This is a genomic window from Rhodopila globiformis (assembly GCF_002937115.1).
GTDB lineage: Bacteria > Pseudomonadota > Alphaproteobacteria > Acetobacterales > Acetobacteraceae > Rhodopila > Rhodopila globiformis.
The window spans coordinates 14,231-37,985 of sequence record NZ_NHRY01000216.1 but is presented as its reverse complement, the minus strand read 5'-3'; the positions used below and the strand labels follow the sequence as shown (position 1 = coordinate 37,985).

Sequence of the window (23,755 nt, the reverse complement as noted above, 5' to 3'; positions counted from 1 at the left end):
AAATGCGCCGCCGGGACCGAGCGGCAACGTTCCCGGGCACGGGCGAGCGCCTGGTTTCGCAGTTGTTTCCACGATGTGTGCATGCGGTAGGGCGTGTCCCGGCCATCTGCGCTGCGACGGCGGGGGGTGGATGGCCGGGACACGCCCTACGCAATGCACACATCCTGGAAACGAGTCGGAAATGACCGTAAAATCAAGTGCTTGCCTGGGCGCCAAGAGCGTTCCACCATCGTCATGGCCCGGCTTGTCCGGGCCACCTATTCCAGCACTTGTGCCGCGACAGGTGNGCCCGGCTCGTCCGGGCCACCTATTCCAGCACTTGTGCCGCGACAGGTGGCCCGGACAAGCCGGGCCATGACGAAAGGGAAACGCCGCGGCGGACCGTTTCCGAGATGTGTGCATTGCGTAGGGACACGCCCGGCCATGACGGTGAGAGAACGGCCGCGGCGCCAAATCCTCCTCCAGCCGCCGTGTTAATCCTGATACGTATGGGCACCGGCCATGACGATGACGAAACGCGGGGCGACCATGCGGCTGCCGCGCATTTGCGCTCCACGCGGCTTGCGCTAATCTGTCCGGATTGTAACGATAGAGGTGCCGGCCATGGGCGCGCAGGTCAAATACGTGCTCGACGAGACGAAAATCCCAACGGAGTGGTACAACATCGTTGCCGACTTGCCGCGGCCGCCCTCGCCGGCGCTGCATCCCGGCACGCTGCAGCCGCTCGGCCCAGCCGATTTGGCGCCGCTGTTCCCGCCCGAGCTGATCATGCAGGAAGTCACCGCCGAGCGGCAGGTGCCGATCCCCGAGCCGGTGCGGGAGATCTACCGGCAGTGGCGACCCTCGCCGCTGATCCGCGCCCGGCGGCTGGAGGCGGCGCTGGACACCCCGGCGCGCATCTATTTCAAGTACGAAGGCGTCAGCGCCCCCGGCAGCCACAAGCTGAACACCGCGGTGGCGCAGGCGTTCTACAACAAGGAAGCCGGCATCCGGCGGCTGACGACCGAGACCGGCGCCGGCCAGTGGGGCTCGTCGCTGGCCTATGCCGGCGCGATGTTCGGGCTGGAGGTTCGGGTCTTCATGGTGCGCGCCAGCTTCAACCAGAAGCCGTACCGCAAGGCGATGATGGAGGTCTGGGGCGCCAAATGCGTCTCCAGCCCCAGCACCGAGACCGAGGCCGGACGGCGGGTGCTGGCCGAGCATCCGGACACCTCCGGCAGCCTGGGCATCGCCATCAGCGAGGCGGTCGAGATCGCGGCGCAGAACGCCGACACCAACTATGCGCTCGGCTCGGTGCTGAACCACGTGCTGCTGCACCAGTCGGTGATCGGGCTGGAGGCGCTGCAGCAGTTCGAGATGGCGGACGACTATCCCGATATTGTCATCGGCTGCGCCGGCGGCGGGTCGAACTTCGCCGGTCTGGTGTTCCCGTTCCTGGGCGAGCAGTTGCGCGGCGGGCGCAAGGTGCAGGCGATCGCCTGCGAGCCGACGGCCTGCCCGACGCTGACGCGCGGGCGCTATGCCTATGATTTCGGCGACACCGGGCACCTGACGCCGCTGGTGCGGATGCACACGCTGGGCTCTGCCTTCGTGCCGCCCGGCTTCCATGCCGGCGGGCTGCGCTACCACGGCATGGCGCCGCTGGTCAGCCTGGTGCAGGAGCTGGGACTGATCGAATCGCGCGCCTACAACCAGACTCCGTGCTTCGACGCCGGCGTGCAGTTCGCCCGTGCCGAGGGCATCGTGCCGGCGCCGGAAGCGACGCACGCGATCCGCTGCGTGATCGACGAGGCGCTGCGCTGCAAGCAGGAGGGCACGGCGCGGACGATCGCGTTCAACCTGTCCGGGCACGGGCACTTCGACATGCAGGCGTACCTGGACTACTTCGCCGGCAAGCTCGAAGACCGCAACTACGACGAGGCGGTGCTGCAGGCGGCGCTGGCGGACCTGCCGAAGGTGCCGGCGTAGCGGCAGGTGCCGGGCGGTGACGCGCCGCCCGGCCGCGCAGTGACCGCTCGAGCGGGCGACACGACGATCCGTATCCGATCGATGAGGCGGGAGCAGATCGGTCAGCGTTGCTGGTGCGGCGGCTGGTCCCGTTCTCCGATGCCGGAGGCGCTGAAGAACCCTTCCCGGGCCGCATTCGTCCGGGTAACGGGCTGACATGTGTCAGTGCTGACGATTTCGGCCCACTGAAGGGAGGGCGGAGGGGCCATCTGCTGATCCTGCGGCTGATCGCGACGCGTTCCGGTCATTGGGAGTCTGCCCGGCAGAGAGGACTCGGACCCGGGCTATCTCGCACCGGATCACAGCAAGCGCACCTGAGCATTGGCATCAGAGTGGGTATGCAAGCCATGTCGATCGTGTGTTGCGACATGCATCTGATGTCCAAGCGCACCAAGTTGCTGGGGTAGCGCGCAATTCCAATAATTGAGACGCGCATCATCTGACGACGAAAGTTGACTCTCCCGTCATCCATCGCCATAAGCGGCCGATCCGGGTCAACCTGTCACCCGGTCCCCGCCATGGGCGGGGGCTACGCCGCTCCGCGAGGGTTCGCGCAGCGGCGCTTAACCGTTTGGAACAACGCGCACCCCGCGCGCCTGGAGTATCGGCACACGTGTTCGAATCCCTGTCGAACAAACTGTCCGGCGTCTTCGACGGCCTCCGCGCCCGCGGCGCGCTGAGCGAGGCCGACGTCACCGAGGCCTTGCGTGAGGTCCGCCTCGCGCTGCTCGACTCCGACGTCGCCCTGCCCGTCGTCCGCGACTTCGTCACCAAGGTGCGGGAACGCGCCATCGGCTCCGAGGTGCTCGGCTCGGTCACCCCCGGCCAGCAGGTGGTGAAGATCGTCAACGACGTGATGATCGAGCAGCTTGGCGGCGAAGGCGCGGTGCCGATCAACCTCAACGCCCCCGCCCCCATCCCGATCCTGATGGTTGGCCTGCAAGGGTCGGGCAAAACCACCACGTCGGGCAAGATCGCGCTGCGGCTGAAGGATCGCCTGCGCCGCCGCGTGCTGCTCGCCAGCCTCGATACCCAGCGCCCCGCCGCGCAGCTGCAGCTGGCCCAGCTCGCCGAGCAGGCGGGCGTGCCGTCGCTGCCCATCGTCGCCGGCCAGACCCCGGTGCAGATCGCCAACCGCGCCATGGACGTCGGCCGCCGCGAAGGCTTCGACGTCGTCATCCTCGACACCGCCGGCCGCCTGTCGATCAATCAGGAGCTGATGGACGAGGTCCGCCAGGTCCGCGCCGCCACCAATCCGGCGGAAACGCTTCTGGTCGTCGATGCCATGACCGGCCAGGACGCCGTCAACACCGCCAAGGCGTTCAACGACGCGCTGCAGATCACCGGCGTCGTGCTCACCCGCATGGACGGCGATGCCCGCGGCGGCGCCGCCCTGTCGATGCGCGCCGTCACCGGGGCGCCGATCAAGCTCGTCGGCGTGGGCGAGAAGCAGGACGCGCTGGAGGACTTCCACCCCGAGCGTGTTGCCGGCCGCATCCTGGGCATGGGCGACATCGTCGGCCTGGTGGAAAAAGCCAGCGAGACGATCGACCACGCCGAGGCCGAGAAGCTTGCCGCCAAGATGCTGAAGGGCAAGTTCGACCTCGAGGACTATGCCGCGCAGCTGCGCCAGATCACCAAGATGGGCAGCCTCTCCGGCATGCTCGAGATGCTGCCGGGCCTGGGCAAGATGAAGCAGCAGATCAACGACGCCAACCTGGACACCACGATGTTCAAGCGCCAGGCGGCGATCATCTCGTCGATGACAATCAAGGAACGGCGCACGCCGGACATCATCAAGGCCAGCCGCAAGAAGCGCATCGCCGCCGGCTCCGGCACCACCGTGCAGGACGTCAACCGGCTGCTGAAGCAGTTCGACGACATGTCCGCCGTGATCAAGAAAATGGGCAAGCTCGGGCAGAAGGGCCTGATGCGCCACGGCCTGAGCGCCCTGATGCCGAAGGGCATGTCCTCCCAACACCGCAGACCATTCTAAGTAGAACCAGGAGTTACCAAGACCCATGGGCCTGAAGATCCGCCTCGCCCGCGCCGGCGCCAAGAAGCGCCCCTACTATCACATCGTCATCGCCGACAGCCGCAGTCCGCGCGACGGCCGCTTCATCGAGCGCGTCGGCAGCTACAACCCGATGCTGCCGGCCGAGCACGAGGACCGCGTCCGCCTGCAGGAAGACCGCCTGACCCACTGGCTGCAGAACGGCGCCGTGGCGACCGAGCGCGTGGCGAAGTTCCTCGGCAAGGCCGGCCTCGCCCCGATGCCGGCGTGGAACGAGCAGCCGAAGCAGTCCGCGCCGAAGAAGAAGGCGCAGGAACGCGCCAAGGCCGCGGCGGCCGCGTAAGGACCGCCGGTGCCGGACAGCCGCATCCAGGTTGGCGTCATCGGCCGGGCCCACGGCGTACGTGGGCACGTGCGGGTGACGAGCCACACGGCGGATTCCGCGGACCTGACCGCGTACGGACCTCTGTCCGACGCGGCCGGCCAGCTTTACGTGCTGCGCTGGGTGTCCGACGGCGTCGCCGAGGTGTCCCGCCTGGTGAACGGCAAGCCGGTGAAGGTGGCCGATCGCACGGCGGCGGAAAAGCTGACCAACACCAGGCTGTTCATCGACCGCGCCGCCCTGCCCCGGCCCGGGGACGACGAGTTCTACCTCGCGGACCTGATCGGGCTGGCGGCGGTGGACCCGGATGGGAACACCCTGGGCACGGTGGCGGTGGTACACGACTACGGCGCCGGCGCCAGCCTGGAGATCGAGCGTCCCGGCGCCGCGTCCCTGCTGCTGCCGTTCACCAAGGCCTGCGTGCCGACGGTGGACATCGCCGGCGGCAAGCTGGTCGTGGCGCTGCCGGACGAGATCGTCGTGCCGTCAACGCCGGAGGACGCCGCGGCATGACCTGGCGCGCCTCCGTCCTGACGCTGTTCCCGGCGATGTTCCCGGGCCCGCTCGGTCTTTCCCTGGCCGGGCGGGCGCTGGAAACCGGCGCCTGGTCGCTGGACGTCGGCAACATCCGCGACTTCGCGGCCGATCGGCATCGCACGGTGGACGACACGCCGTTCGGTGGTGGCGCCGGCATGGTGCTGCGGCCGGACATCGTCGATGCCGCCGTGGCATCCGTGGACGACGGCCGGCCGCTGGTCTGCCTCACGCCCCGCGGCCGCCGCCTGGCCCAGGCCGACGTCCGGCGGTTCGCCGCCGCGCCCGGCGTGGTGCTGCTATGCGGCCGGTACGAGGGCATCGACCAGCGCGTCATCGACGCCCGCTTCATGGAGGAAATCAGCATCGGCGACTACGTGCTGTCCGGCGGCGAGCTGGCGGCGCTGGTGCTGCTGGACGCCACCGTGCGGCTGCTGCCCGGCGTCATGGGTTCGGCCGACAGCGCGGCCGAGGAAAGCTTTTCCGCCGGCCTGCTGGAATATCCCCAGTACACCCGCCCGGCCGAGTGGCAGGGGCGCCGCGTGCCGGAGGTGCTGCTGTCCGGCCATCACGGCGCCGTCGCCGCCTGGCGGCAGGCGGAAGCTGAACGAATCACGCGCGAGCGCCGTCCCGATTTGTGGGCCGCGTTCGCCTCACCGGAACATGCGGCTTCCGCCGCCTCATAGGAAAACAGAAGGGTCAAGCCATGAACATCATCCAGCAGTATGAGGCGGAGCAGATCGCGCGCCTGACCGCCCAGCGGGCGGTGCCGGACTTCATGCCGGGCGACACGGTGCGCGTCTCGGTGAAGGTCGTCGAAGGCGAGCGCACCCGGACCCAGGCGTTCGAGGGCGTATGCATTGCCCGCTCGAACAAGGGCCTGAACAGCAACTTCACGGTGCGGAAGATCAGCTACGGCGAGGGCGTGGAGCGCGTCTTCCCGCTGTATTCCCCGACGATCGCCGAGATCGCGGTGGTGCGCCGCGGCGACGTCCGGCGCGCCAAGCTGTATTACCTGCGCGGCCGCAGCGGCAAGTCCGCCCGCATCGCCGAGCGCGCCCGCTCCCAGACCCAGGCGCCCGAAGCCGCGGCGGAGTAAGAGCGTAGGGACTGCCGTTGCAGGGGCGTGGGTGGCCGGCCCACGCCTCATCGACGTGAGGACAAGGGCAGTGGTTGCGGCCGCGTCATGGTATCGGCTACAGCCCCGGCATGGCCCGGTTTGTCCGTACAGGCGCTGACATAGTCGGCTGGCGCCGCGGCCATTCTCTCACCGTCATGGCCAAGCCTGTCCCCATGCGAATCAGGACAGGGTGATTGCCGGAGAAGGATTTGGCGCCGCAGCCGTTTTCCCTCCGTCATGGCCGGGCGTGTCCCGGCCATCTACCCCCCGCCGTTGCAGCGCAGATGGCCGGGACACGCCTGGCCATGACGACGGGGAGACGACCTTGCTCCGCGGCTCCGCTTATCCTGATACCATGCGGACACACCCTGCCCGGACGAGCCGCCCGGGCTGCGGCGCATGACAATTGTATCGCACCGCGTCCGCACATCCCTATCCCTTTCCTCCCGTCGCCGGACAGGACCCTGCCCCCAAGACTCGACCGCCCCGCCGCCGCTGGTATCATTGGCACCGTTCCGAAGCCACGACCGCAGAGCGCCCAATGAACCCACCGCCGCAACGGATTGAACTGAAGTCGCTGGCGCTGATCTGCGCCGCGCATCTGGTCAGCCACTTCTATTACCTCGTGCTGGTGCCGCTGTTTCCGATGCTGAAGGCGCGCCTGGGCATCGGCTTCGTCGAGCTTGGCCTGGCGATCACCCTGTTCAACGTCGTCAGCGGCCTGGTGCAGACGCCAATGGGCTATGCGGTGGATCGTTTCGGTGCCCGCCGCGTGCTGGTCGCGGGGCTGACGCTGGGCGGGCTGGCGTATGTCTCCATCGGCATCTTCCCGGTCTATGCCTGGATCCTGTGCGCGTCGGTGCTGCTGGGCGTGGCCAACGCCGTCTATCACCCCGCCGACTACGCCATACTCGGCGCCGTCATCGAGCCCGCCCGCCTGGGCAAGGCGTTTTCGTTTCATACGTTCGCGGGGTTCGCCGGCAGTGCCATCGCGCCGATCGTGATGCTGCTGGCGGCGCAGCATTTCGGCTACCGGACGGCGATCATCGCGGCCGGGGGACTTGGCTTGGCCGTGGCGGTGCCGCTGGCGTTCGCCGGCTGGCTGGACCGAACCGCGGCGCAACGCGCCCCGGGCGCCACGCACATTCCGCTGAAGCACCTGCTGACGCCGACGGTCATCGGGCTGGTCGGGTTCTTCGCCCTGCTCAGCCTGAGCAGCGGCGCGCTGACAAACTATTCCGCCGTCGCCCTGGTGTCGGTGTACGGCGTTTCGCTGTCGGCGGCGAACCTGGCGCTGTCGGCCTTCCTGTTCAGCTCGGCCATCGGCGTGCTGGCCGGCGGCGTCATCGCCGATCGGACACAGCGGCACGGCGACGTCGCGGCGCTGGGGTTCGGCGCGGCGGCGGTGCTGGTGCTGCTGGTGGGAACCGTCGCGCTCGGCACGCCGCTGCTGGTGGCGGCGATGGGCGGTGCCGGGTTCCTGTCCGGCATGATCTCGCCGTCGCGCGACATGCTGGTGCGGGCCGCCTCGCCGCCTGGCGCCTTCGGCCGGGTGTTCGGCATCGTCACCACCGGCTTCAACATCGGCGGCACCATCGGCCCGCTGCTTGGCGGCTGGATCATGGATCACAACCTGCCGCGCTGGGTGTTCTTCTCCTCGGTGCTGTTCATGGCAATGACGTCGGTCATGGCGCTGGCGAGCGACTGGCGGTCGCGGCGGCGGACCGCCCTCTTAAGCGCCAACATGGCGGGCTGACGGCACGGCCGTTGCCGCTCCGTCACGGCCATGCCATAGCGCAGGCCGGCCCTGGCCGGATCACAAGACAATCCGGCCGGGGCACCGTGGATTATTGCCCGCCGCTGTGGCCGTTGCCGCTCTGCGACCGCCGCATGTGGACCGTCGCGTCGGGGTGGTTGGTCTGCGAGGGCGCGACAAGGGTGTGGCCCGAGGCACCCGCCATTTCGCCTGACGCCGCGGCGGAATCCGCGCCGGTCGTGGCACCCGATCCGGCATTCCCGGTGTTCATGCCGAACTTGCCCCCGTTGTGCCCGGCCCCCGTGGTGGCCGTTGACCGGTTGCTTTCGTAATTGCTGCCGGGACCGTTCGCCTGCGCGATGGCTGCGACCAGCGGCGCCGCCGTCAGGGCCGCCGACAGCAGTAGCGTGCGTGAAATCGCGATCATCATGAGCATCCTTCCACATGAACCGGACGAACATTCGCCGGTCATGCGGGAAGAACGCCGCCTGTCTGTTTCAGTTTGGCTTGCCGCACCGCGGCATCACGCAGAATCGACCGCGCGCAGGATGCTGACGGGAAGATCCGACAGCAGAACATCAAGCCGAAGCCCGGCCTGAGCAACGACAATGTCGTTGCTATCAAGCATCGACTGCATGGGCCTGCCGCGCAACTCCGGCGGGAGGATGACGGAGCTGTCGCGAAGCTCGGCGGGATCGAGGTTCAGGTGGGCCCTGCTCTGCAGCAGCGCATCCGCATGGCGCGGCACCACGACCACCACCGCCGCGCCGGCGCCGCAGCGTGCAAACGCAATGATACGATCCGCCTGCGCCCCCTGCACCGCCAGAGGCTGGTAGCTGCCGCGGGCGAACAGCGACTCCAGGTCGCGACGCAGCGCCAGCGTCGCGTGGATCACGGCCTGCTTGATCCGTCCGTCGCGCCAGGAGTCCAGCAGGTGCCGCGCCTCGATGCCGGCCGACAGCGCGGTCCGGCGCGCCAGGTAATCGACCGGCCTGCGGTTGTCCGGATCGACCAGGCTGAAATCCCAGAATTCCGTTCCCTGGAAGAAATCAGGCATGCCGGGAACGGTCATTTTCAGCACCGCCTGCGCCAGGCCATTCACCGCGCCGGGTGCCGCGATCTGGTCGATGAAATCCCTCGCCAGGGGCAGGAATCCGTTTCCCGGTTCAAACAACCGGGCCAGGAAATCCCCGGCCGCGGCTTCATACGCCTCGTTCGGTTGGGTCCAGTCGGTGCGCAGCTTGGCTTCACGCAGCGCCTTCTGCTGCCAGCCCGCCAGCCGCTCGACGAACTGCTGCCGGCCGGCCTCGTCGCTCGCATCCAGTTGCAGCGGCCAGGCGCCGACGATCATCTGGTACAGCATGATCTCATCGCCCGGATCAGGCCGCGCGGCATCCTTGTTCAGGTCCAGGCAGCGGCGGACGAAATCCTCCCACGCTTCCGGCATTTCGCTGATCACGGCCAGGCGGGCGCGCAGATCCTCGCCACGCTTGTGGTCGTGCGTCGCCGTCGCCAGCATCGAGTCGGGGAAGGTTTCCAGCCGCCGTGCCGCCGCGGCATGGAAGTCGGCGATCGAGCAGCCCAGCCGCGCCGCATCGAAGCCGACGTCGTTGCGGGACAACAATCGTCCGTAGCGGTAGAACGCCGTGTCCTCCACCGCCTTGGCTGCGACCGGGGCACTCAGCTGCTGGAACCGCGTGCCGGCCAGCTTGCGCAGCGCCAGCGTCTCCGGATCGCCGTCCTCGCCGCCGAGCCAGCGATTCAGGTGATCCAGCACGGCATGCGCGGAAGCGGGCGCCGCGGCCTTCGCGGCCATCAGCGCCCGGGCAAACGCGGCCTGGTCCATGTCCGAGCGTTTTGCGCCGGCATCATAACCGCGATACACCGGGAAATGCGCCAGCAGCGCAACGAGCGCGCGCCGGATCGCCGCGGCGGAGATATCCCGTGTCGCGACGTCCGATCGCGCCAGGCGATGCAGCGCCGCGGTCACCGCGACAAGCTGGGCCTCGAAGTTGCGCTGCAGGATCTCCCGCCGGGCGGCGACTTCCTCCCGCTCGAAGTCCGCCGGACGATGCGTCAGGTCGTGCCACAGCCGGGTGAGCACGGCGGCGCCCGACTCGGCGTGCTGGACGGCACTGACCTCGTTCATGAAATCATAGCCGCTGGTGCCGTCGATCCCCCAGTCCGTCGGCAAGGCCTCGCCGGCGCCAAGAATTTTTTCCACCACCAGGTAGGCCCGGCGATCCGGCGCCAGTTCGTCGAGCCGCTTGCGCAGGCGGCGGCAATAGCCCGGCGGGTCCGACAGGCCGTCGACGTGATCGATGCGGAATCCATCGATCAGGCCGTCGGTGTAGAGGCGGAACAGGGTGGCATGGGTCTCCTCGAACACCTTCGGGTCCTCGATCCGCAGCCCCGCGAGGCCGTTGATGTCGAAGAAGCGCCGCCAGTTGATCTCGTCGCCGGCCACGCCCCATCACGCCAGACGGTAATGCTGGCGTTCCAGCAGCGCGTGCAACTGGCAGCGTCCGCGGCGCGTGGAGGGATGGAACGATTCGATGCCGCACTCCGCGATGTAGGCGTAGGTGTCGGGATCGATCGGAAATTCGTTGTCGAAGTAGCGGATCACCGGCTCCCCGGAGGGGGACTGGTGCAACTGGATCTCGCCCGCCGCCAGCGCCTCGCCGTAGTTACGGCCAAGGAACGGCGCCAGCACCTTGCCGCGCAGGGCGGGGTCCGGACAATCCCAGTCGATGTCGAAAAAATCGGCATAGCGGCTGGCGCGGCCATGGCGCAGCAGCTCCAGCCACCAGGGATTGTCGGAGCCGCCGACGGCCATGTGGTTCGGCACGATATCGACGATCAGCCCCAGCCCCGCCGCGCGCAGTGCCGCGACGAACCGGCGCAGGCCCGGCTCGCCGCCCAGTTCGGGATTGACCGCGGTCGGATCGATCACGTCGTAGCCGTGGATCGATCCCGCCCGCGCCATCAGGATCGGCGAGGAATAGACATGGCTGATGCCCAGGTCGACGAGATACGGGATCAGCGCGGCGGCGGCGTCGAAGGTGAAGCCCTTGTGCAGCTGCAGCCGCATCGTCGCCCGCGGCCGGGCGGAGACGGCGTGGGTCACTGACGCGGCCTTTCCGCCGCAATGGCCTCGACCCGCCGCGCCACGGTCTCATCCAACAGGATGTCGCTGGCGGGAACCTGCAGGCGCCGCCGCCAGTTCGGATGCTCCGTCACCGTCCCGGGCAGGTTCGGCTGGTCCTCCTGCCCCATGAAATCCTCCAGCGGGATCAGCGACAGCGGCACTTCGGTCTTGGCGATGAACCTCACCGCGGCATCGACGACGCGATCCGTTTCCTCCGGCGACGGAACGGGGCCCTCGGTGACGTTTTCCCGCACGAACGCATGCCACAGCAGCGGCCGATCCTTGTCGCGCTGGGCGCGGACTTCCTCGGGATTGACGCCTTCGCCCAGGCGCCCGTGCTCGTGCCGCACGTCGATGTCGCTGCCTTTCCACCAGCCGGCGACCGTCGGCAGGTCGTGGGTCGAGGTCATGGCGACGGCGCTGCTGCCCCATCCGCGCGGCGGAACGAAACCGGCCTGCCCGTCGCGTTCGAACCACAGGACCCGCATGCCGTGGATACCGCCTTGCTCCAGCATATCGTGGAAGCCTTCCGGGACGGTTCCAAGGTCCTCTCCGATCACGACCACGTTGTGGCGGACCGATTCCAGCGCCAACAGCCGCAACAAATCCACGACCGGATAATTCAAATATGCGCCATCGGCCGGGTCGGCCCCCTCGGGGATCAGCCACAACCGGGCCAGGCCCATGGCATGGTCGACCCGGATGCCGCCGACATGCCGCATCGCCGCCCGCAACGTGGCCAGGAACGGCGCGAAACCGTTCTCTTCCATGGCGCGGGGCGAGAAGCTGGTCAGGCCCCAGTTCTGCCCGGCCGGGTTCAACAAATCCGGTGGCGCTCCGATCGTCAGGCCGAGCAGGATGTCGCTCTGCCGGCTCCAGGCATGGCTGCCGCCCGGGTCCATGCCGACGGCGAGATCACCGATCAGGCCGATGCGCATGCCGGACTGGCGCGCCGTCAGTTGCGCCGCTTCGACCGAGCGGTCGGCGATCCACTGCAGGAACTGGTGGAACAGCACTTCCTCGGCCTGCGATTCGGCGAAGAACGCAACCGCCGCACCGCGCGGATCACGCAGGTCCAGCGGCCAGTTGCGCCATTCCGCCTTCGGCATGCGCGCGGCGTGCAGCGCCTCGAAGCAGGCATGTTCGTACAGCAGCGGCCCCCGGTTCGCCCGGAAGCGCGCGAAGTCGGCGCCCAGCGGCCCGTCCCACTCGGCACTGTCGAGGAAATTGTCGAACAATCGGCGCAGCACGGCGTATTTCGTGGCCGAGGCGGCCGGCCAGTCGATCAGCCCGTTCGACGGCCCCGGTTCCGCGCCTGGCACCTGGGCCAGCACATCGCCATAGGCCGCCTTGCCGAACACCAGTTCCGGCGCGGCGTGCAGCGGGTTGAGAAACAACCGGCTCGACGGCGCGTACGGCCCGAAATGCTCGGGATCGGCGGCGTACAGCGCGTGCATCGGGCTCAGGGCGACCGCGTCGGCGCCCTTCTGCCCGGCCACCCGCGACAGATCGGCCGCGCCGCCCAGGTCGCCGATGCCGACGTCGCCCGGGTGAGTCAGGCCGTAAAGCTGGGCCGCCACGCCCCACAGGCGGGCGTCGGGCACCACGTCCTCGATCGAGCGGCACCGGGCGGGCGATACCGCCAGCACGATCTCACGGTCCTCCACCCGCAACCGGTGATAGCCGATTTCGGCGATGGCCGGGATGCGCAGGCGGCCCCGCGCGGGCAGCAGGGAGATCTGCCGCGTCTCACCGCGCTCCAGCACCAGCTCGGCGGGTTGCGATTCGTTGCCGCCGACATCCAGCCGCGTCGGGCGGCCGGCGACCGCCGTCACCAAGGGCGGCAGGTCCGCCAGGGAACTGCGCTTGCTGAGTTCCCGGCGGCTGGCCGACAGCTCCCGCCCGGTATCGGCCGGCAGCCCCAGCGCCGCCAGCACGCGACGCAGCACCGGCGGTGAAACGACATGCGAATTGCCGGCATAATCCTGCCATTCGACCGCAACGCCCGCCCGGCGGGCCAGGTCGCGAAGGACTTCGTCGCTCATGCAACAATCTCCAGATACGCGGTCGTTACCGGACCGGCTTTCCCCGGATCAGCAGAGGAGAACAGCAGCCGTCCCTGCGGCGCATCAAACGGCACGGAGTCCGTGCCCAAATTTGTTACGATCGTCAAGCGGGCCCCGTCGCCCATCCGCCAGCCGGCGCGCACCGCCCTGGGTCCGATGACGGTGGCGCCGGTCGATGTCGTCCCCGGAAGCCGGGGCACGATCTCCTGCATGCGCAGCGTGATCAGGCGCTGGTAAAGCGCGAAGCGTTCGGCCGCGCCGGGTCCGGGCCTTGGGATCGAGGCCACGAACGTGGGCTCGGCGTTCGGGTCCGGGATCTGCGCGCGCTTTGCGGGATCGGCGAAGGCGGCAAAGCCGGCGAACTCCTGCCGGCGGCCTTCCCGCACCGCGTCGGCCAGCTCGTTGTGATGATCGGTGAAGAAAAGGAACGGTGTGGTGGAGGCGATTTCCTCTCCCATGAACAGCAGCGGGATCTGCGGGCACAGCATCTGCAGGGTGATGGCGGCTTCCAGCGCCCTGGGAGAAACCAGGGTGGTCAGCCGCTCGCCGAAGGCGCGATTGCCGATCTGGTCGTGGTTCTGCAGGAACAGGACATGCGCGGTGGGCGGCAGATCGCCGCAAGGCTGGCCGCGCTGCTGGTTCAGGTAGGCCGATCGCTCGCCCTGGTACACCCAGCCCTCGGCCAGGACCCGGGCGAGCTTGGCCGCGGGATCATCCGCATAGTCGGCGTAGTAGCCGCCGTCCTCGTTGGTCAGCAGGGCGTGCAGCACGTTGTGGCCGTCGTCATTCCATTGGGCATCGATCCCATTGCGCAGGTGCGATGCCTGGTTGTGGTGCTCCAGGATCAGGTGGACGTGCCGCCCGGGCTGTGTGCCGCGGCGCACGGTGGCGGCCATTTCCTCTATCCAATCCTGTTCCTGGATCGCGTGCACGGCGTCGAATCGCAGGCCATCGAAACGATAATCCACCAGCCACATCATGACGTTGCAGATGAAATAGTCTCGTACCTCACGGCGCCTGAAATCAATGGCTGGCCCCCAGGGCGTCTTGACATCGTCCCGGAAGAACTGCGGCGCATAGGTAAAGAGATAGTTTCCATCCGGCCCGAAGTGATTGTAGACGACGTCCAGGAACATCATCAGGCCCAGGCCGTGGGCGGCATCGATCAGTTCCTTCAGGTCCTCCGGCGTGCCATAGGCCGAGTCGGGCGCATAAGGCAGGACGCCGTCGTAGCCCCAGTTGCGCTGCCCCGGGAAATCGTTGACCGGCATCAGCTCGATCGCGGTGACGCCGAGCGTCTTCAGCCGCGGCAGGTCGTCGCGGATGGCACGGAAGCCGCCCGCCACGCCGGGATGAACTTCATAGATGATTGCCTCGGTCCACGGCCGGCCTTTCCAGTCCGGATGGCGCCAGGCGAAGTCGTCGGCCATCACGATACTTGCCCCATGAACGTCGGAGGCCTGCGCCAGCGACGCCGGATCGGGCACCATCAGCCCGTCGGCCAGGCGGAAATGATAGCGCGTGCCGGCGGGCACCGGCGCCGTGGCGACGAACCAGCCATCCGGTGAGCGCTGCATCGGCAGCACCCCACCGCTTTCGATTGCAACTGATACGGTTTCCTGGGCGGGCGCCCACAAGCGGAACTCGACCGCTCCGCTATCCAGCCGCGTCGCACCAAACCGACATGCAGAAGACGTCTTGTAATTCATGTGTGCCTTCCTCGCCCGCCGTGCTTGCTGCTGCGGCGGAGGCGATCAAATGGCAAAAACTCAGTCAAATAGCGCATCTATGCCAACAGCCGGCCCATCGGCCGCGAGCGGACGGGGCCGAAACGGGCTTTTACCCGTTTCGTTCCGCGACTCCGGGTAAACTGGCTGATATTGCGCCGCGCGCCCGGTAAAAGGGAAATGACGTCGCGCTGTTCAGCTGGCCGGAGCCAGGAAAAGCGTCGATAATGGCGGCAATGTGAGAACCAGCGACTGCGCTTCACCGTGCAGTTGCCGCGGCACGGTCTCGACGCCACCGCCATTCCCCATATTGGATCCACCATAAATCTCAGCATCAGTATTCAGTAATTCCCGCCAGTAACCCGGGCGAGGCACGCCGATGCCGTATCCCAGCCGCGGCACAGGCGTCATGTTGCAGACGACAAGCACCGGATGGGCATCATCATTTCCATATCGTAAGAAGACAAAAACCGAGTTCGACGTGTCGTCGCCAATAACCCAGCGAAAGCCGGTCGAGAGTGAATCCCTTTCGTGAAGAGCATGATGACGACGATAAAGCGCGTTTAAGTCGCGCACCAGTGCCTGAATACCACGATGACGTGCATGATCGAGCAAATCCCACTCAATCGCTGCATCGTGATTCCATTCTCGCCACTGCGCGATTTCGCCGCCCATGAACAGCAGCTTCTTGCCGGGATGGCCCCACATGAAACCAAAATACGCGCGCAGGTTGGCGAATCGCTGCCACTCGTCGCCCGGCATTTTCTCGATCAGCGAGCCTTTGCCATAGACAACTTCGTCATGCGACAGCGGCAGCACGAAATTCTCCGAGAAGGCATAGATCAGCCCGAAGGTCATTTCATTGTGGTGCCACCGCCGGTGGATCGGCGCATACTCCATGTAATGCAGCGTGTCGTGCATCCACCCCATGTTCCACTTGAAGGAAAAGCCCAGGCCGCCGTCGCGAATCGGGCGCGACACGCCGGGCCAGGCGGTGGATTCCTCGGCAATGGTCAGGGCACCGTGGCTGCGTTCCTGCACCACGGCGTTGAAGTGGCGCAGGAAGCCGATGGCCTCCAGGTTTTCCCGCCCGCCGTAGATGTTGGGAATCCACTCGCCCTGCTTGCGGCTGTAGTCGCGGTAAAGCATGGAGGCGACGGCGTCGACGCGCAGGCCGTCGACGTGGAAATGCTCCAGCCAGTGCACGCCGCTGGCGATCAGGAAGCCCTGCACCTCCCGCCGTCCAAAGTTATAGATGTAAGTGTTCCAGTCCTGGTGGAACCCCTCGCGCGGGTCCGCATGCTCGTACAGCGCGGTGCCGTCGAACCACGCCAGGCCGTGCCCGTCGGTCGGGAAATGCGCCGGCACCCAGTCAATGATCACGCCCAGGCCGGCGCGGTGGCAGGCATCGACGAAGCGCTGGAAGCCTTCCACCGGGCCGAATCGGCCGGACGGCGCGAACAACCCCAGCGGCTGGTAGCCCCACGACCCGCCGAACGGATGCTCGGCGATCGGCATCAGCTCGACATGGGTGAAACCCAGTTCCACCACGTAGGGCACCAAACGCTCGGCCAGCGCGTCCCAGTCGGCGGTCTGGCCGGGGCCGGGACGGAACCACGATGCGGCATGCACCTCATAGATCGTGAGCGGGGCATCGGGGGTGTGGCGCGCGGCGCGGCCTTCCATCCAGGCTTCGTCGTGCCAGACGAACGGCTCGGGGTTGGCGACCACCGAGGCGGTGGCCGGGGGCGGCTCCGTCGCCTTGGCCAGCGGATCAGCCTTGTCGGGCAGGCGCGATCCGTCCGGCCCGACGATGGAGAACTTGTAGCGCGTGCCGGGGCCGACGCGCGGGATGAACAGTTCCCACACGCCGGACGGGAAACGCAGGCGCATCGGGTGGCGGCGGTTGTCCCAGGTGTCGAAGTCGCCGACGACCGAAACGGCGCGCGCGTTCGGCGCCCAGACGGCGAAGCGGGTGCCGCGCACGCCGTCCACCGTCGCAGGGTTGGCGCCCAGGGTGAAGGCGATCTCGAACAGCCGGCCTTCGTTGAACAAATGCAGGTCGGTTTCGCTCAGCAGCAGGTCGAAGGAATAGGGATCCTCGGTTTCCTGCACCGCGCCGGGCCATTCGATGCGCAGGCGATAGGGCTCGTGGCTGTCCACGCGCCCCATGAACAGACCGTCCGGCTGCGTCGGCGACAGGGTGCCCAGGTGCCGGCCGTCGCTGCGGGCGAGCACTTCCACCCCGCGGGCGCCAGGCAGGTAAGCGCGGACATAGCGGCCGGCTTCGGTGTCGAACGGCCCCAGGACCGAGAACGGATCGCGCAGCGTGCCATTCGCCAGTTGCCAAGCCTGGTCCGGCGAGACGGAGGGGATGACGACAACGTCATTCATGCCACGGCCTCGACGCCGAGCAGATGCCGGGTGCGGACTGCCAAGCCATGCAGCGGCACGTCAATCCAGGTGGGACGATTGGCGGATTCATACACCACTTCGTATGCTGCCTTTTCGATCAGGAACAGATCCAGGAGATCCTGCTGCAAGCTAACAGGCGATCCGGCGTCAGTCGATGCAAATGCTTTCCGATACCCGGCCAGGAAGCACTCGGTGGCCCGGGTGACGAAGCTGTCCAGAAAGGCGTTCACCTGCTCGTCCGGCACGTGCGCGTGGCTGGCCTGGCTGCGCCGCTTCACCACCGCGGCGGCATAGGCGAAGGAACGGATCATACCCGCGACATCGCGCAGCGGATGGTCCTTGGCGCGCCTGGCCTCGACCGGCCGAGCCGGTTCGCCCTCGAAGTCGATGATCGAGACGTCGCCGTTGACCACCAGGACCTGCCCCAGATGCAGGTCGCCGTGGATGCGGGTCAGGGTCGATCCCTGGATCGCGTTGGCCAGGGCGGGCAGCCGGGCGAAAAGCGCATCGCGAACGCCCAGGACGGTCTGGCGATCCGGTTCGGCGGCAGGCTCCCACTGCGTGGTGGCCTCGATCGCGGCATAGGCGGCGTCCAACTGATCGCGGACGCGCTCGGCCACCGCGCGGCCGTCATCGGCGCCGGCGGTGACCGGGGCGAACGCCTCGTCGCGGGACGGCCGCGCCAGGATCGCGTGCATCTCGCCCAGGCGGGTGCCGAGCAGTTCGCCGAATCCGGCGTAGTCCGCGTGATTGGCGGCATCGGCGGCCGTGGCGCCGTCGCCGCTGGTGATGTCGGACAGGCCGCGCACCAGCAGGTCGAGCGTCCAGCTCCAGGCGTCGCCCTGGTTGCGCACGAAGGCCTGGGCGATGACCATGGCGTGGCGGACGCCTTTCGGATCGATGCGCACGACCTCACCCAGCAGCGCAGGGGTGTTGGCGAAACCCTGCTCGGTCAGGTAGCGGCCCATTTCGGCCTCAGGGTGCGGGCCGCTGGTGACGCGGCGGAACATCTTGATGATGGCGATGTCGCCGACAATGACCGAGGAATTGGATTGCTCGGCCGAGATCCACTGCAGTTCCACGCCGTCCGGCACGACGATGTCCTTGATGCGCGACGTCGGTTCGAACCGCACGACGCCATGCTCGGTGGCGATAACGTCGCGCTGCGCGAGGCCGGACAGCACGCCGGTCGGGAAACCCGCCAGGGCGAAGGCATCGGTCAGCAGGCCGACTTTGGGGCCGCGGCGGATGCGGGCGAGCGCGAGCTGTGTCGGCAGGGGCGGCGTGGCGCCGTCGCCCCAGACGATGCCAAGCGGCAGCAGCCAGCGCGCCTTGCCGGCGGTGGTTTCGGTTTCAATCTCCACCAGCAGGGCTTCCTCGGACATGATCCGGGTCAGCAGGGCGATGCGGACGGATTTCAGCTTCTGGTCCTTCTGCGCGTACCAGCGGCGCTTCGCCAGGTAGGGCGGCAGGATCTCGCGCTCGATGACGGATCTCATGGCCAGGACGGCGTCCGCGAGGTCGCGGCGCATGACGATGGTCTGGTATTCGGGCATGGGCTCCGGCGCCGGGGTGTGGGTGGAGGGCCAGTCGTCGGCTTCAGACAGCAGGAACCAGTAGAAGCCGTAGGGCGGCAGCGTCAGCAGGTAGGTCAACTGGCCAATCGGCGGAAACACCGAGTGGCCGTCGAGTTCGATCGGGATGCGGCCCTGGAATTCCGACAGGTCGAGCTCGACCGCCTGCGGCGTGCGCGAGAGGTTGGCGACGCACAGGATGGTGGTGTCCTCGCCTTCGCGCAGATAGGCCAGGATCTTGCGGTTCTTCGGGTAGAGCAGGCGATAGCCGCCGCGGCCGAACACCTTGTATTGCCGGCGGATGGCGATGGTGCGGCGCATCCACATCAACAACGAATGTGGATCCGCCGACTGGGCTTCCACATTGACGCTCTGAAAATCGTAGAGCGGGTCCATGACCATCGGCAGCACCAGCCGCGACGGGTCCGCGACCCGGGAAAATCCGCCGTTGCGGTCGGACGACCACTGCATCGGCGTTCTGACCCCGTTACGGTCGCCGAGATGGATGTTGTCGCCCATGCCGATTTCGTCGCCGTAATAGATGACCGGGGTGCCGGGCATGGAGAACAGCAGGTAGTGCATCAGCTCGATGCGCCGGCGGTCACGCTCCAGCAGCGGCGCGAGGCGGCGCCTGATCCCCAGGTTCAGCCGCGCCCGCCGATCGGCGGCGTAGGTGGCCCAGAGGAAGTCACGCTCGGATTCGGTGACCATCTCCAGCGTCAGTTCGTCGTGGTTGCGCAGGAAGATCGCCCACTGGCAGTTGCCGGGGATGTCGGGGGTCTGGCGCAGGATGTCGGTGATGGGGAAGCGGTCCTCGCGCGCGATCGCCATGTACATGCGCGGCATCAGCGGGAAGTGGAACGCCATGTGGCATTCGTCACCGTCGCCGAAATAGTCCTTGGTGTCCTCGGGCCATTGGTTGGCTTCCGCGAGCAGCATCTTGTCCGGATAGTGTCCCTGCAGTTCCCGGCGGATACGCTTCAGGACGGCATGGGTTTCCGGCAGGTTCTCGTTGTTGGTGCCTTCGCGCTCGACCAGGTACGGCACGGCGTCGAGGCGCAGGCCGTCGACGCCAAGCTCGGCCCAGTAGCGCAGCACCGACAAAACCTCGCGCATGACCCGCGGGTTGTCGAAATTGAGGTCGGGCTGGTGGTGGTAGAAGCGGTGCCAGTAATACGCCTTGGCAGTGTCGTCCCAGGTCCAGTTCGAGCGTTCCGAATCGACGAAGATAATGCGCGTGCCGGCATATTTGCGGTCGTCGTTGGACCAGACGTAGAAATCCCGGTAGGTCGAGCCGGGCTTGGAGGTGCGGGCGCGCTGGAACCACGGGTGCTGGTCCGAGGTGTGGTTGACCACCAGCTCGGTGATGACGCGGATGCCGCGTTCGTGCGCCGCGGCGATGAAGCGCTTGACGTCCTGCAACGAGCCGTAATCAGGATGGACGCCGCGGTAGTCGGCGATGTCGTAGCCGTCGTCGAGTCGCGGCGACGGATAGAACGGCAGCAGCCAGATCACGTTGACGCCCAGCTCGGCGATATAATCCAGTTTCGAAATCAGGCCGGGGAAATCGCCGATGCCGTCGTTGTTTGCATCGGAAAACGATTTGACATGAAGCTGATAGATGATCGCATCTTTGTACCACAGGGGATCGAGGTCAGCCGCGGCCGCGGCGACCTGCGGGCGGGGATGGGCAACGTTCATTCAGATGGCTCCGGTCAGGCGCCATACTGAGAACGGCATTTCTCCCGGATCAAGACGGATACGCTGGAACTTGCCGTACCACGTGAAGTTTTGATCGCGCATCAGGTCGGCGACGCGAATGGCGGCGTGGTCGGGCAGGCCGAGCTGCCACAGCGGCAGCTCGACGTCGGCCTCCTGCACGCCGCGCGGGTCGAGGCTGACGGCGACGACGATCAGGCTGCCGTCGGCCGCGTCGCCCTTGCTGTAGAACAGGACACGGTCGTTGTAGGCAGGATGGAACCGCAGGCCGAGGTGCGTCTGCAACGCGGGGTTCAGCCGGCGGATGCGGTTCAGCCCGGCGATCTGCGGCACGATGTTGCCGGGGACGTGGTAATTCCTTGGGCGAATCTCGTATTTTTCCGAGTCCAGGTATTCCTCGCGGCCGGGCAGCGGGGCGGATTCGCAGATTTCGAAGCCGGAATACATGCCCCACAGGCCGGACAGCGTCGTGGCCAGCGCGGCACGGATCAGGAAGCCGGCACGGCCGGAGGTCTGCAGATAAACCGGATTGATGTCCGGCGTGTTGACGAAGAAGTTCGGCCGGAAGAAATCGCTGACCGGTGGGGTGGTCAGCTCGGTCAGGTACTCGATCAGCTCCTGCTTGGTTTCGCGCCAGGTGAAGTAGGTGTAGGACTGGCTGAAACCAACCTTCGCCAGGCGGTACATCAGCTTTGGCCGGGTGAAGGCCTCGGACAGGAACAGCACGTCCGGATGCCGCCCCTGGATGTCGGCGATCATCCAGTGCCAGAACGGCAAGGGCTTGGTGTGTGGGTTGTCGACGCGGAAGATGCGCACGCCCTGGTCGATCCAGAACTGGATCACGTCGCGCAGCGCCAGCCAGACCGAGGGGAAGGACGCCTCGCCGTAGAAATCCGGGTTGACGATGTCCTCATACTTCTTCGGCGGATTTTCCGCATAGCGCATGGAGCCGTCGGGACGCCAGCGGAACCAGTCCTTGTGCTGGGTGACCCAGGGATGGTCGGGCGCGCACTGGATGGCGAAGTCCAGCGCCAGTTCCAGCCCGTGTTCGTGCGCCGCTTGCAGCAGGACACGGAAATCCTCCAGCGTGCCAAGCTGCGGATGGGTGGCATCGTGGCCGCCCTCGGCGGCGCCGATGGCATAGGGGCTGCCGACGTCGCCACGTTCCGCCCGCAAACTGTTGTTGCGTCCCTTGCGGTTGACCCGGCCGATCGGATGGATCGGCGGGAAATACAGGACGTCGAAGCCCATGGCGCGGATGTCGGGAAGGCGTTCGATAACTGATCGGAACGTGCCGTGCACTGCCGGGTCATGCGTGGCCGAGCGCGGGAACAGTTCATACCAGCTGGCGAACACCGCCGCCGGCCGATCGGCGCGGACGGCGACGGTGGGGCTGCGGGACGCGAAGGGGCGGCTGTCGGCCTGCTTCATCGCGGCGGCCAGGTCGTCGGACAGCAGGTCCACGACGTCGCCCATCAGGTAGCCGGCAAGCCGGTCGCGCAACGGTCCGGTGGCGCGCTGCACGGCGTGATCGACCAGCAGGCGGCCTTCTTGGACTTCCAGGTTCACCTTCTGCCCGGCGGCGGCCTTGGCGTGCAGGTCGTGGGTATAGGTGCCCCACTGGTCCCACCAGCCTTCGACCGCGAAGTGGTACAGGCCGGTCCGTTGCATCCGGAACGAGGCGGCCCAGCGGTCGTTGCCGATTCTGGACATCGGCACGCGCTGCCACGTCGTTTCGTCGGCGGCGCGCCACAGCACCTCGGCCGCCAGCACGTCGTGGCCGTCGCCGAAGACGTCGGCGCTGACGGTGAAGTCGGTTCCGATTACGGTCTTGGCGGGAAAATCGCCGTCCGGAATGACCGGTTGCACGGCCTCGACGGCGATGCGGGTGGATTCGGCCCAGGTTCGCGCCAGGCTCGACGGCCCGCCGCCCACGATGTCCGGCGTGCGGTGGCAGCGCAGGATGCGGATTTCGCCCGGCCGCAACGGAAGCGTATCCGGATCGTCGGCGGCGAAGGGCGCGCCGGCGGCCGGCGGCAGCGGCGACAGCGGGAACGGCAGCGGCGCCGGACGCACGGTGTCGGGATTGATCAGCACGAGGCTGGCCTCGTCGGCGTCGCGGATATCCGTTGCGGCGGCGCGCAGCAGCCCGGTGATCCGCGCGGAGGACGCCGTCAGTGGACGCAGTATCCGGGCGGCCGGCAGGCCCGCGGTCAACCGGATCGCAGCCGCAATGTCCGCGGACAGGTCCATTGGCGCGTCGCGTTGGACCGCCGCCATATCGCCGGGCTCCGCACGGATCGGATCGAACTGCCGGTCGGTGGCATATTCGAAGCCCATCGGCACGAACAGTCCCGCGCCGGTCGCGGCGGCGATGCCGAGCGACAGGCGATAGGCGGTGGCGCGGTCCGCATCCGGTGGCAGGCGGCGCGCCAGCCGATCAAGGAACGAAGGCTCGGGTCCGGCCAGTGCCGGCGCGACATGGCGCAGCACGGACTGTTCGTCCAGGAACCAGGGATCGCGCCCGTTCCACCAGCCGGCCGAGGAGCAGGTCAGGTCGAACCCCGTGCCGGCGAGGCGGTAGATCACGTCGCGGTCGATGCCGGGGGTCCAGGCCAGGAACAGCGTGCCGGGATCGCGATCGCGCAGCGTGGCGATCAACCGCCGCCAGAACGAAGCGGGGACGTAATCGATCGTCAGGCAACGAAATCCCGCAACCCCTGCCCTGACCAGCCCCGCCAGCCGATCGGCCCACCAACCAGAGACGGCATCGGCAAGATCGGCGCGATCGAAGCGCGGCACGGCGACGTCGATGCGTTGCGGACGCCGCCGCGGATCAGCGACGCTATCCTGCAAGGACGAAACGAACCAGTCCGCCTGCCGGGCGCGCAACGGCGAGTCGGGCGCAACCTGTCCCGGCGCGATGTCAAGCATCAACCGCAGCCCCGAGCGCCGGGCCGCGTTCGCCATCAGGGCAATGCCCTGTTCGGCCGGGCCGTCGAACTTCAGCGCCGGGTGAAGCCGATCGAACGTGGAATGAACAAAGATATCGCCAGCACTGCCCGGCTCGAACGGCGGCGCGACACAGACATGGGAGAAACCCATCGCAGCGACGCGGGCAAACGTTTCGGGCCAACTGTCGAGTGGTCCGGCGGCGAGGGGATGCAGATGGTAAACATTGACCGCAGACGGGGCCGCTCGGGCCCGATCTTCGGTTGGGGCGGACCAGTCGTAGCCGGTCCTGGAAATCCCGGGCTGAGGCAGATTCATCACCGCTTGTGAACGCCCGGAAT

15 protein-coding genes are annotated in these 23,755 nt (G+C 67.4%); 7 read left to right on the top strand and 8 right to left on the bottom strand.

Going from position 1 to position 23,755, the window contains the following annotated elements; translation table 11 throughout:
* The first annotated feature begins 603 nt into the window (after positions 1–603).
* From CCS01_RS20110 to CCS01_RS20080, 7 genes are all read left to right on the top strand, one after another.
* Complete coding sequence (locus CCS01_RS20110; protein ID WP_104520555.1) at positions 604–1,968, top strand: TrpB-like pyridoxal phosphate-dependent enzyme; 1,365 nt, start codon at positions 604–606, stop codon at positions 1,966–1,968.
* A 652-nt stretch (positions 1,969–2,620) separates the two neighbouring features.
* Positions 2,621–4,003, top strand: coding sequence for a signal recognition particle protein (gene ffh / locus CCS01_RS20105; protein ID WP_104520554.1), 1,383 nt, complete (start codon positions 2,621–2,623; stop codon positions 4,001–4,003).
* 25 nt (positions 4,004–4,028) lie between these two features.
* Entirely contained in the window at positions 4,029–4,364 is a 336-nt protein-coding gene (gene rpsP, locus CCS01_RS20100) for a 30S ribosomal protein S16 (RefSeq protein WP_104520553.1), read from the top strand.
* A 9-nt stretch (positions 4,365–4,373) separates the two neighbouring features.
* Complete coding sequence (gene rimM / locus CCS01_RS20095) at positions 4,374–4,916, top strand: ribosome maturation factor RimM (protein ID WP_104520552.1); 543 nt, start codon at positions 4,374–4,376, stop codon at positions 4,914–4,916.
* The gene (gene trmD / locus CCS01_RS20090; RefSeq protein ID WP_104520551.1) at positions 4,913–5,623 is read left to right on the top strand and encodes a tRNA (guanosine(37)-N1)-methyltransferase TrmD; all 711 of its coding nucleotides are present in this window, start codon (positions 4,913–4,915) and stop codon (positions 5,621–5,623) included. Before rimM ends, trmD begins: the two co-directional genes overlap by 4 nt.
* Positions 5,624–5,643: 20 nt before the next feature.
* A complete protein-coding gene (rplS, locus tag CCS01_RS20085; protein ID WP_104520550.1) occupies positions 5,644–6,036 on the top strand; it encodes a 50S ribosomal protein L19 in 393 nt (130 codons plus the stop codon).
* Positions 6,037–6,598: 562 nt separating this feature from the next.
* Positions 6,599–7,813, top strand: a complete 1,215-nt coding sequence (locus CCS01_RS20080) for an MFS transporter (RefSeq protein WP_104520549.1) — start codon at positions 6,599–6,601, stop codon at positions 7,811–7,813.
* A 91-nt stretch (positions 7,814–7,904) separates the two neighbouring features.
* On the opposite strand, the gene CCS01_RS20075 is transcribed toward CCS01_RS20080, so the two are convergent.
* From CCS01_RS20075 to CCS01_RS20045, 8 genes are all read right to left on the bottom strand, one after another.
* Positions 7,905–8,243 carry a hypothetical protein gene (locus tag CCS01_RS20075; RefSeq protein WP_104520548.1) on the bottom strand — a complete coding sequence of 113 codons (339 nt, stop codon included), beginning with the start codon at positions 8,241–8,243 and terminating at the stop codon, positions 7,905–7,907.
* Positions 8,244–8,336: 93 nt separating this feature from the next.
* Complete coding sequence (gene treY, locus CCS01_RS20070; RefSeq protein WP_204848366.1) at positions 8,337–10,280, bottom strand: malto-oligosyltrehalose synthase; 1,944 nt, start codon at positions 10,278–10,280, stop codon at positions 8,337–8,339.
* Between the two features lie 6 nt (positions 10,281–10,286).
* Positions 10,287–10,940 carry an alpha-amylase family glycosyl hydrolase gene (locus CCS01_RS34750; RefSeq protein ID WP_204848365.1) on the bottom strand — a complete coding sequence of 218 codons (654 nt, stop codon included), beginning with the start codon at positions 10,938–10,940 and terminating at the stop codon, positions 10,287–10,289.
* Positions 10,937–13,006 carry a 4-alpha-glucanotransferase gene (gene malQ, locus CCS01_RS20065; protein WP_104520547.1) on the bottom strand — a complete coding sequence of 690 codons (2,070 nt, stop codon included), beginning with the start codon at positions 13,004–13,006 and terminating at the stop codon, positions 10,937–10,939. Before malQ ends, CCS01_RS34750 begins: the two co-directional genes overlap by 4 nt.
* Positions 13,003–14,736 carry a malto-oligosyltrehalose trehalohydrolase gene (gene treZ / locus CCS01_RS20060; protein ID WP_104520546.1) on the bottom strand — a complete coding sequence of 578 codons (1,734 nt, stop codon included), beginning with the start codon at positions 14,734–14,736 and terminating at the stop codon, positions 13,003–13,005. Before treZ ends, malQ begins: the two co-directional genes overlap by 4 nt.
* Positions 14,737–14,949: 213 nt before the next feature.
* On the bottom strand, positions 14,950–17,148 hold the full coding sequence (gene glgB, locus CCS01_RS20055) for a 1,4-alpha-glucan branching protein GlgB (RefSeq protein WP_104520545.1): 2,199 nt from the start codon (positions 17,146–17,148) through the stop codon (positions 14,950–14,952).
* A complete protein-coding gene (treS, locus tag CCS01_RS20050; RefSeq protein WP_104520544.1) occupies positions 17,145–20,444 on the bottom strand; it encodes a maltose alpha-D-glucosyltransferase in 3,300 nt (1,099 codons plus the stop codon). The genes glgB and treS overlap by 4 nt, the downstream gene beginning before the upstream one ends.
* Positions 20,445–23,567 (bottom strand): maltotransferase domain-containing protein, encoded by a 3,123-nt coding sequence (locus CCS01_RS20045; protein WP_239992278.1) that lies wholly within the window; start codon positions 23,565–23,567, stop codon positions 20,445–20,447.
* Positions 23,568–23,755 lie beyond the last annotated feature (188 nt).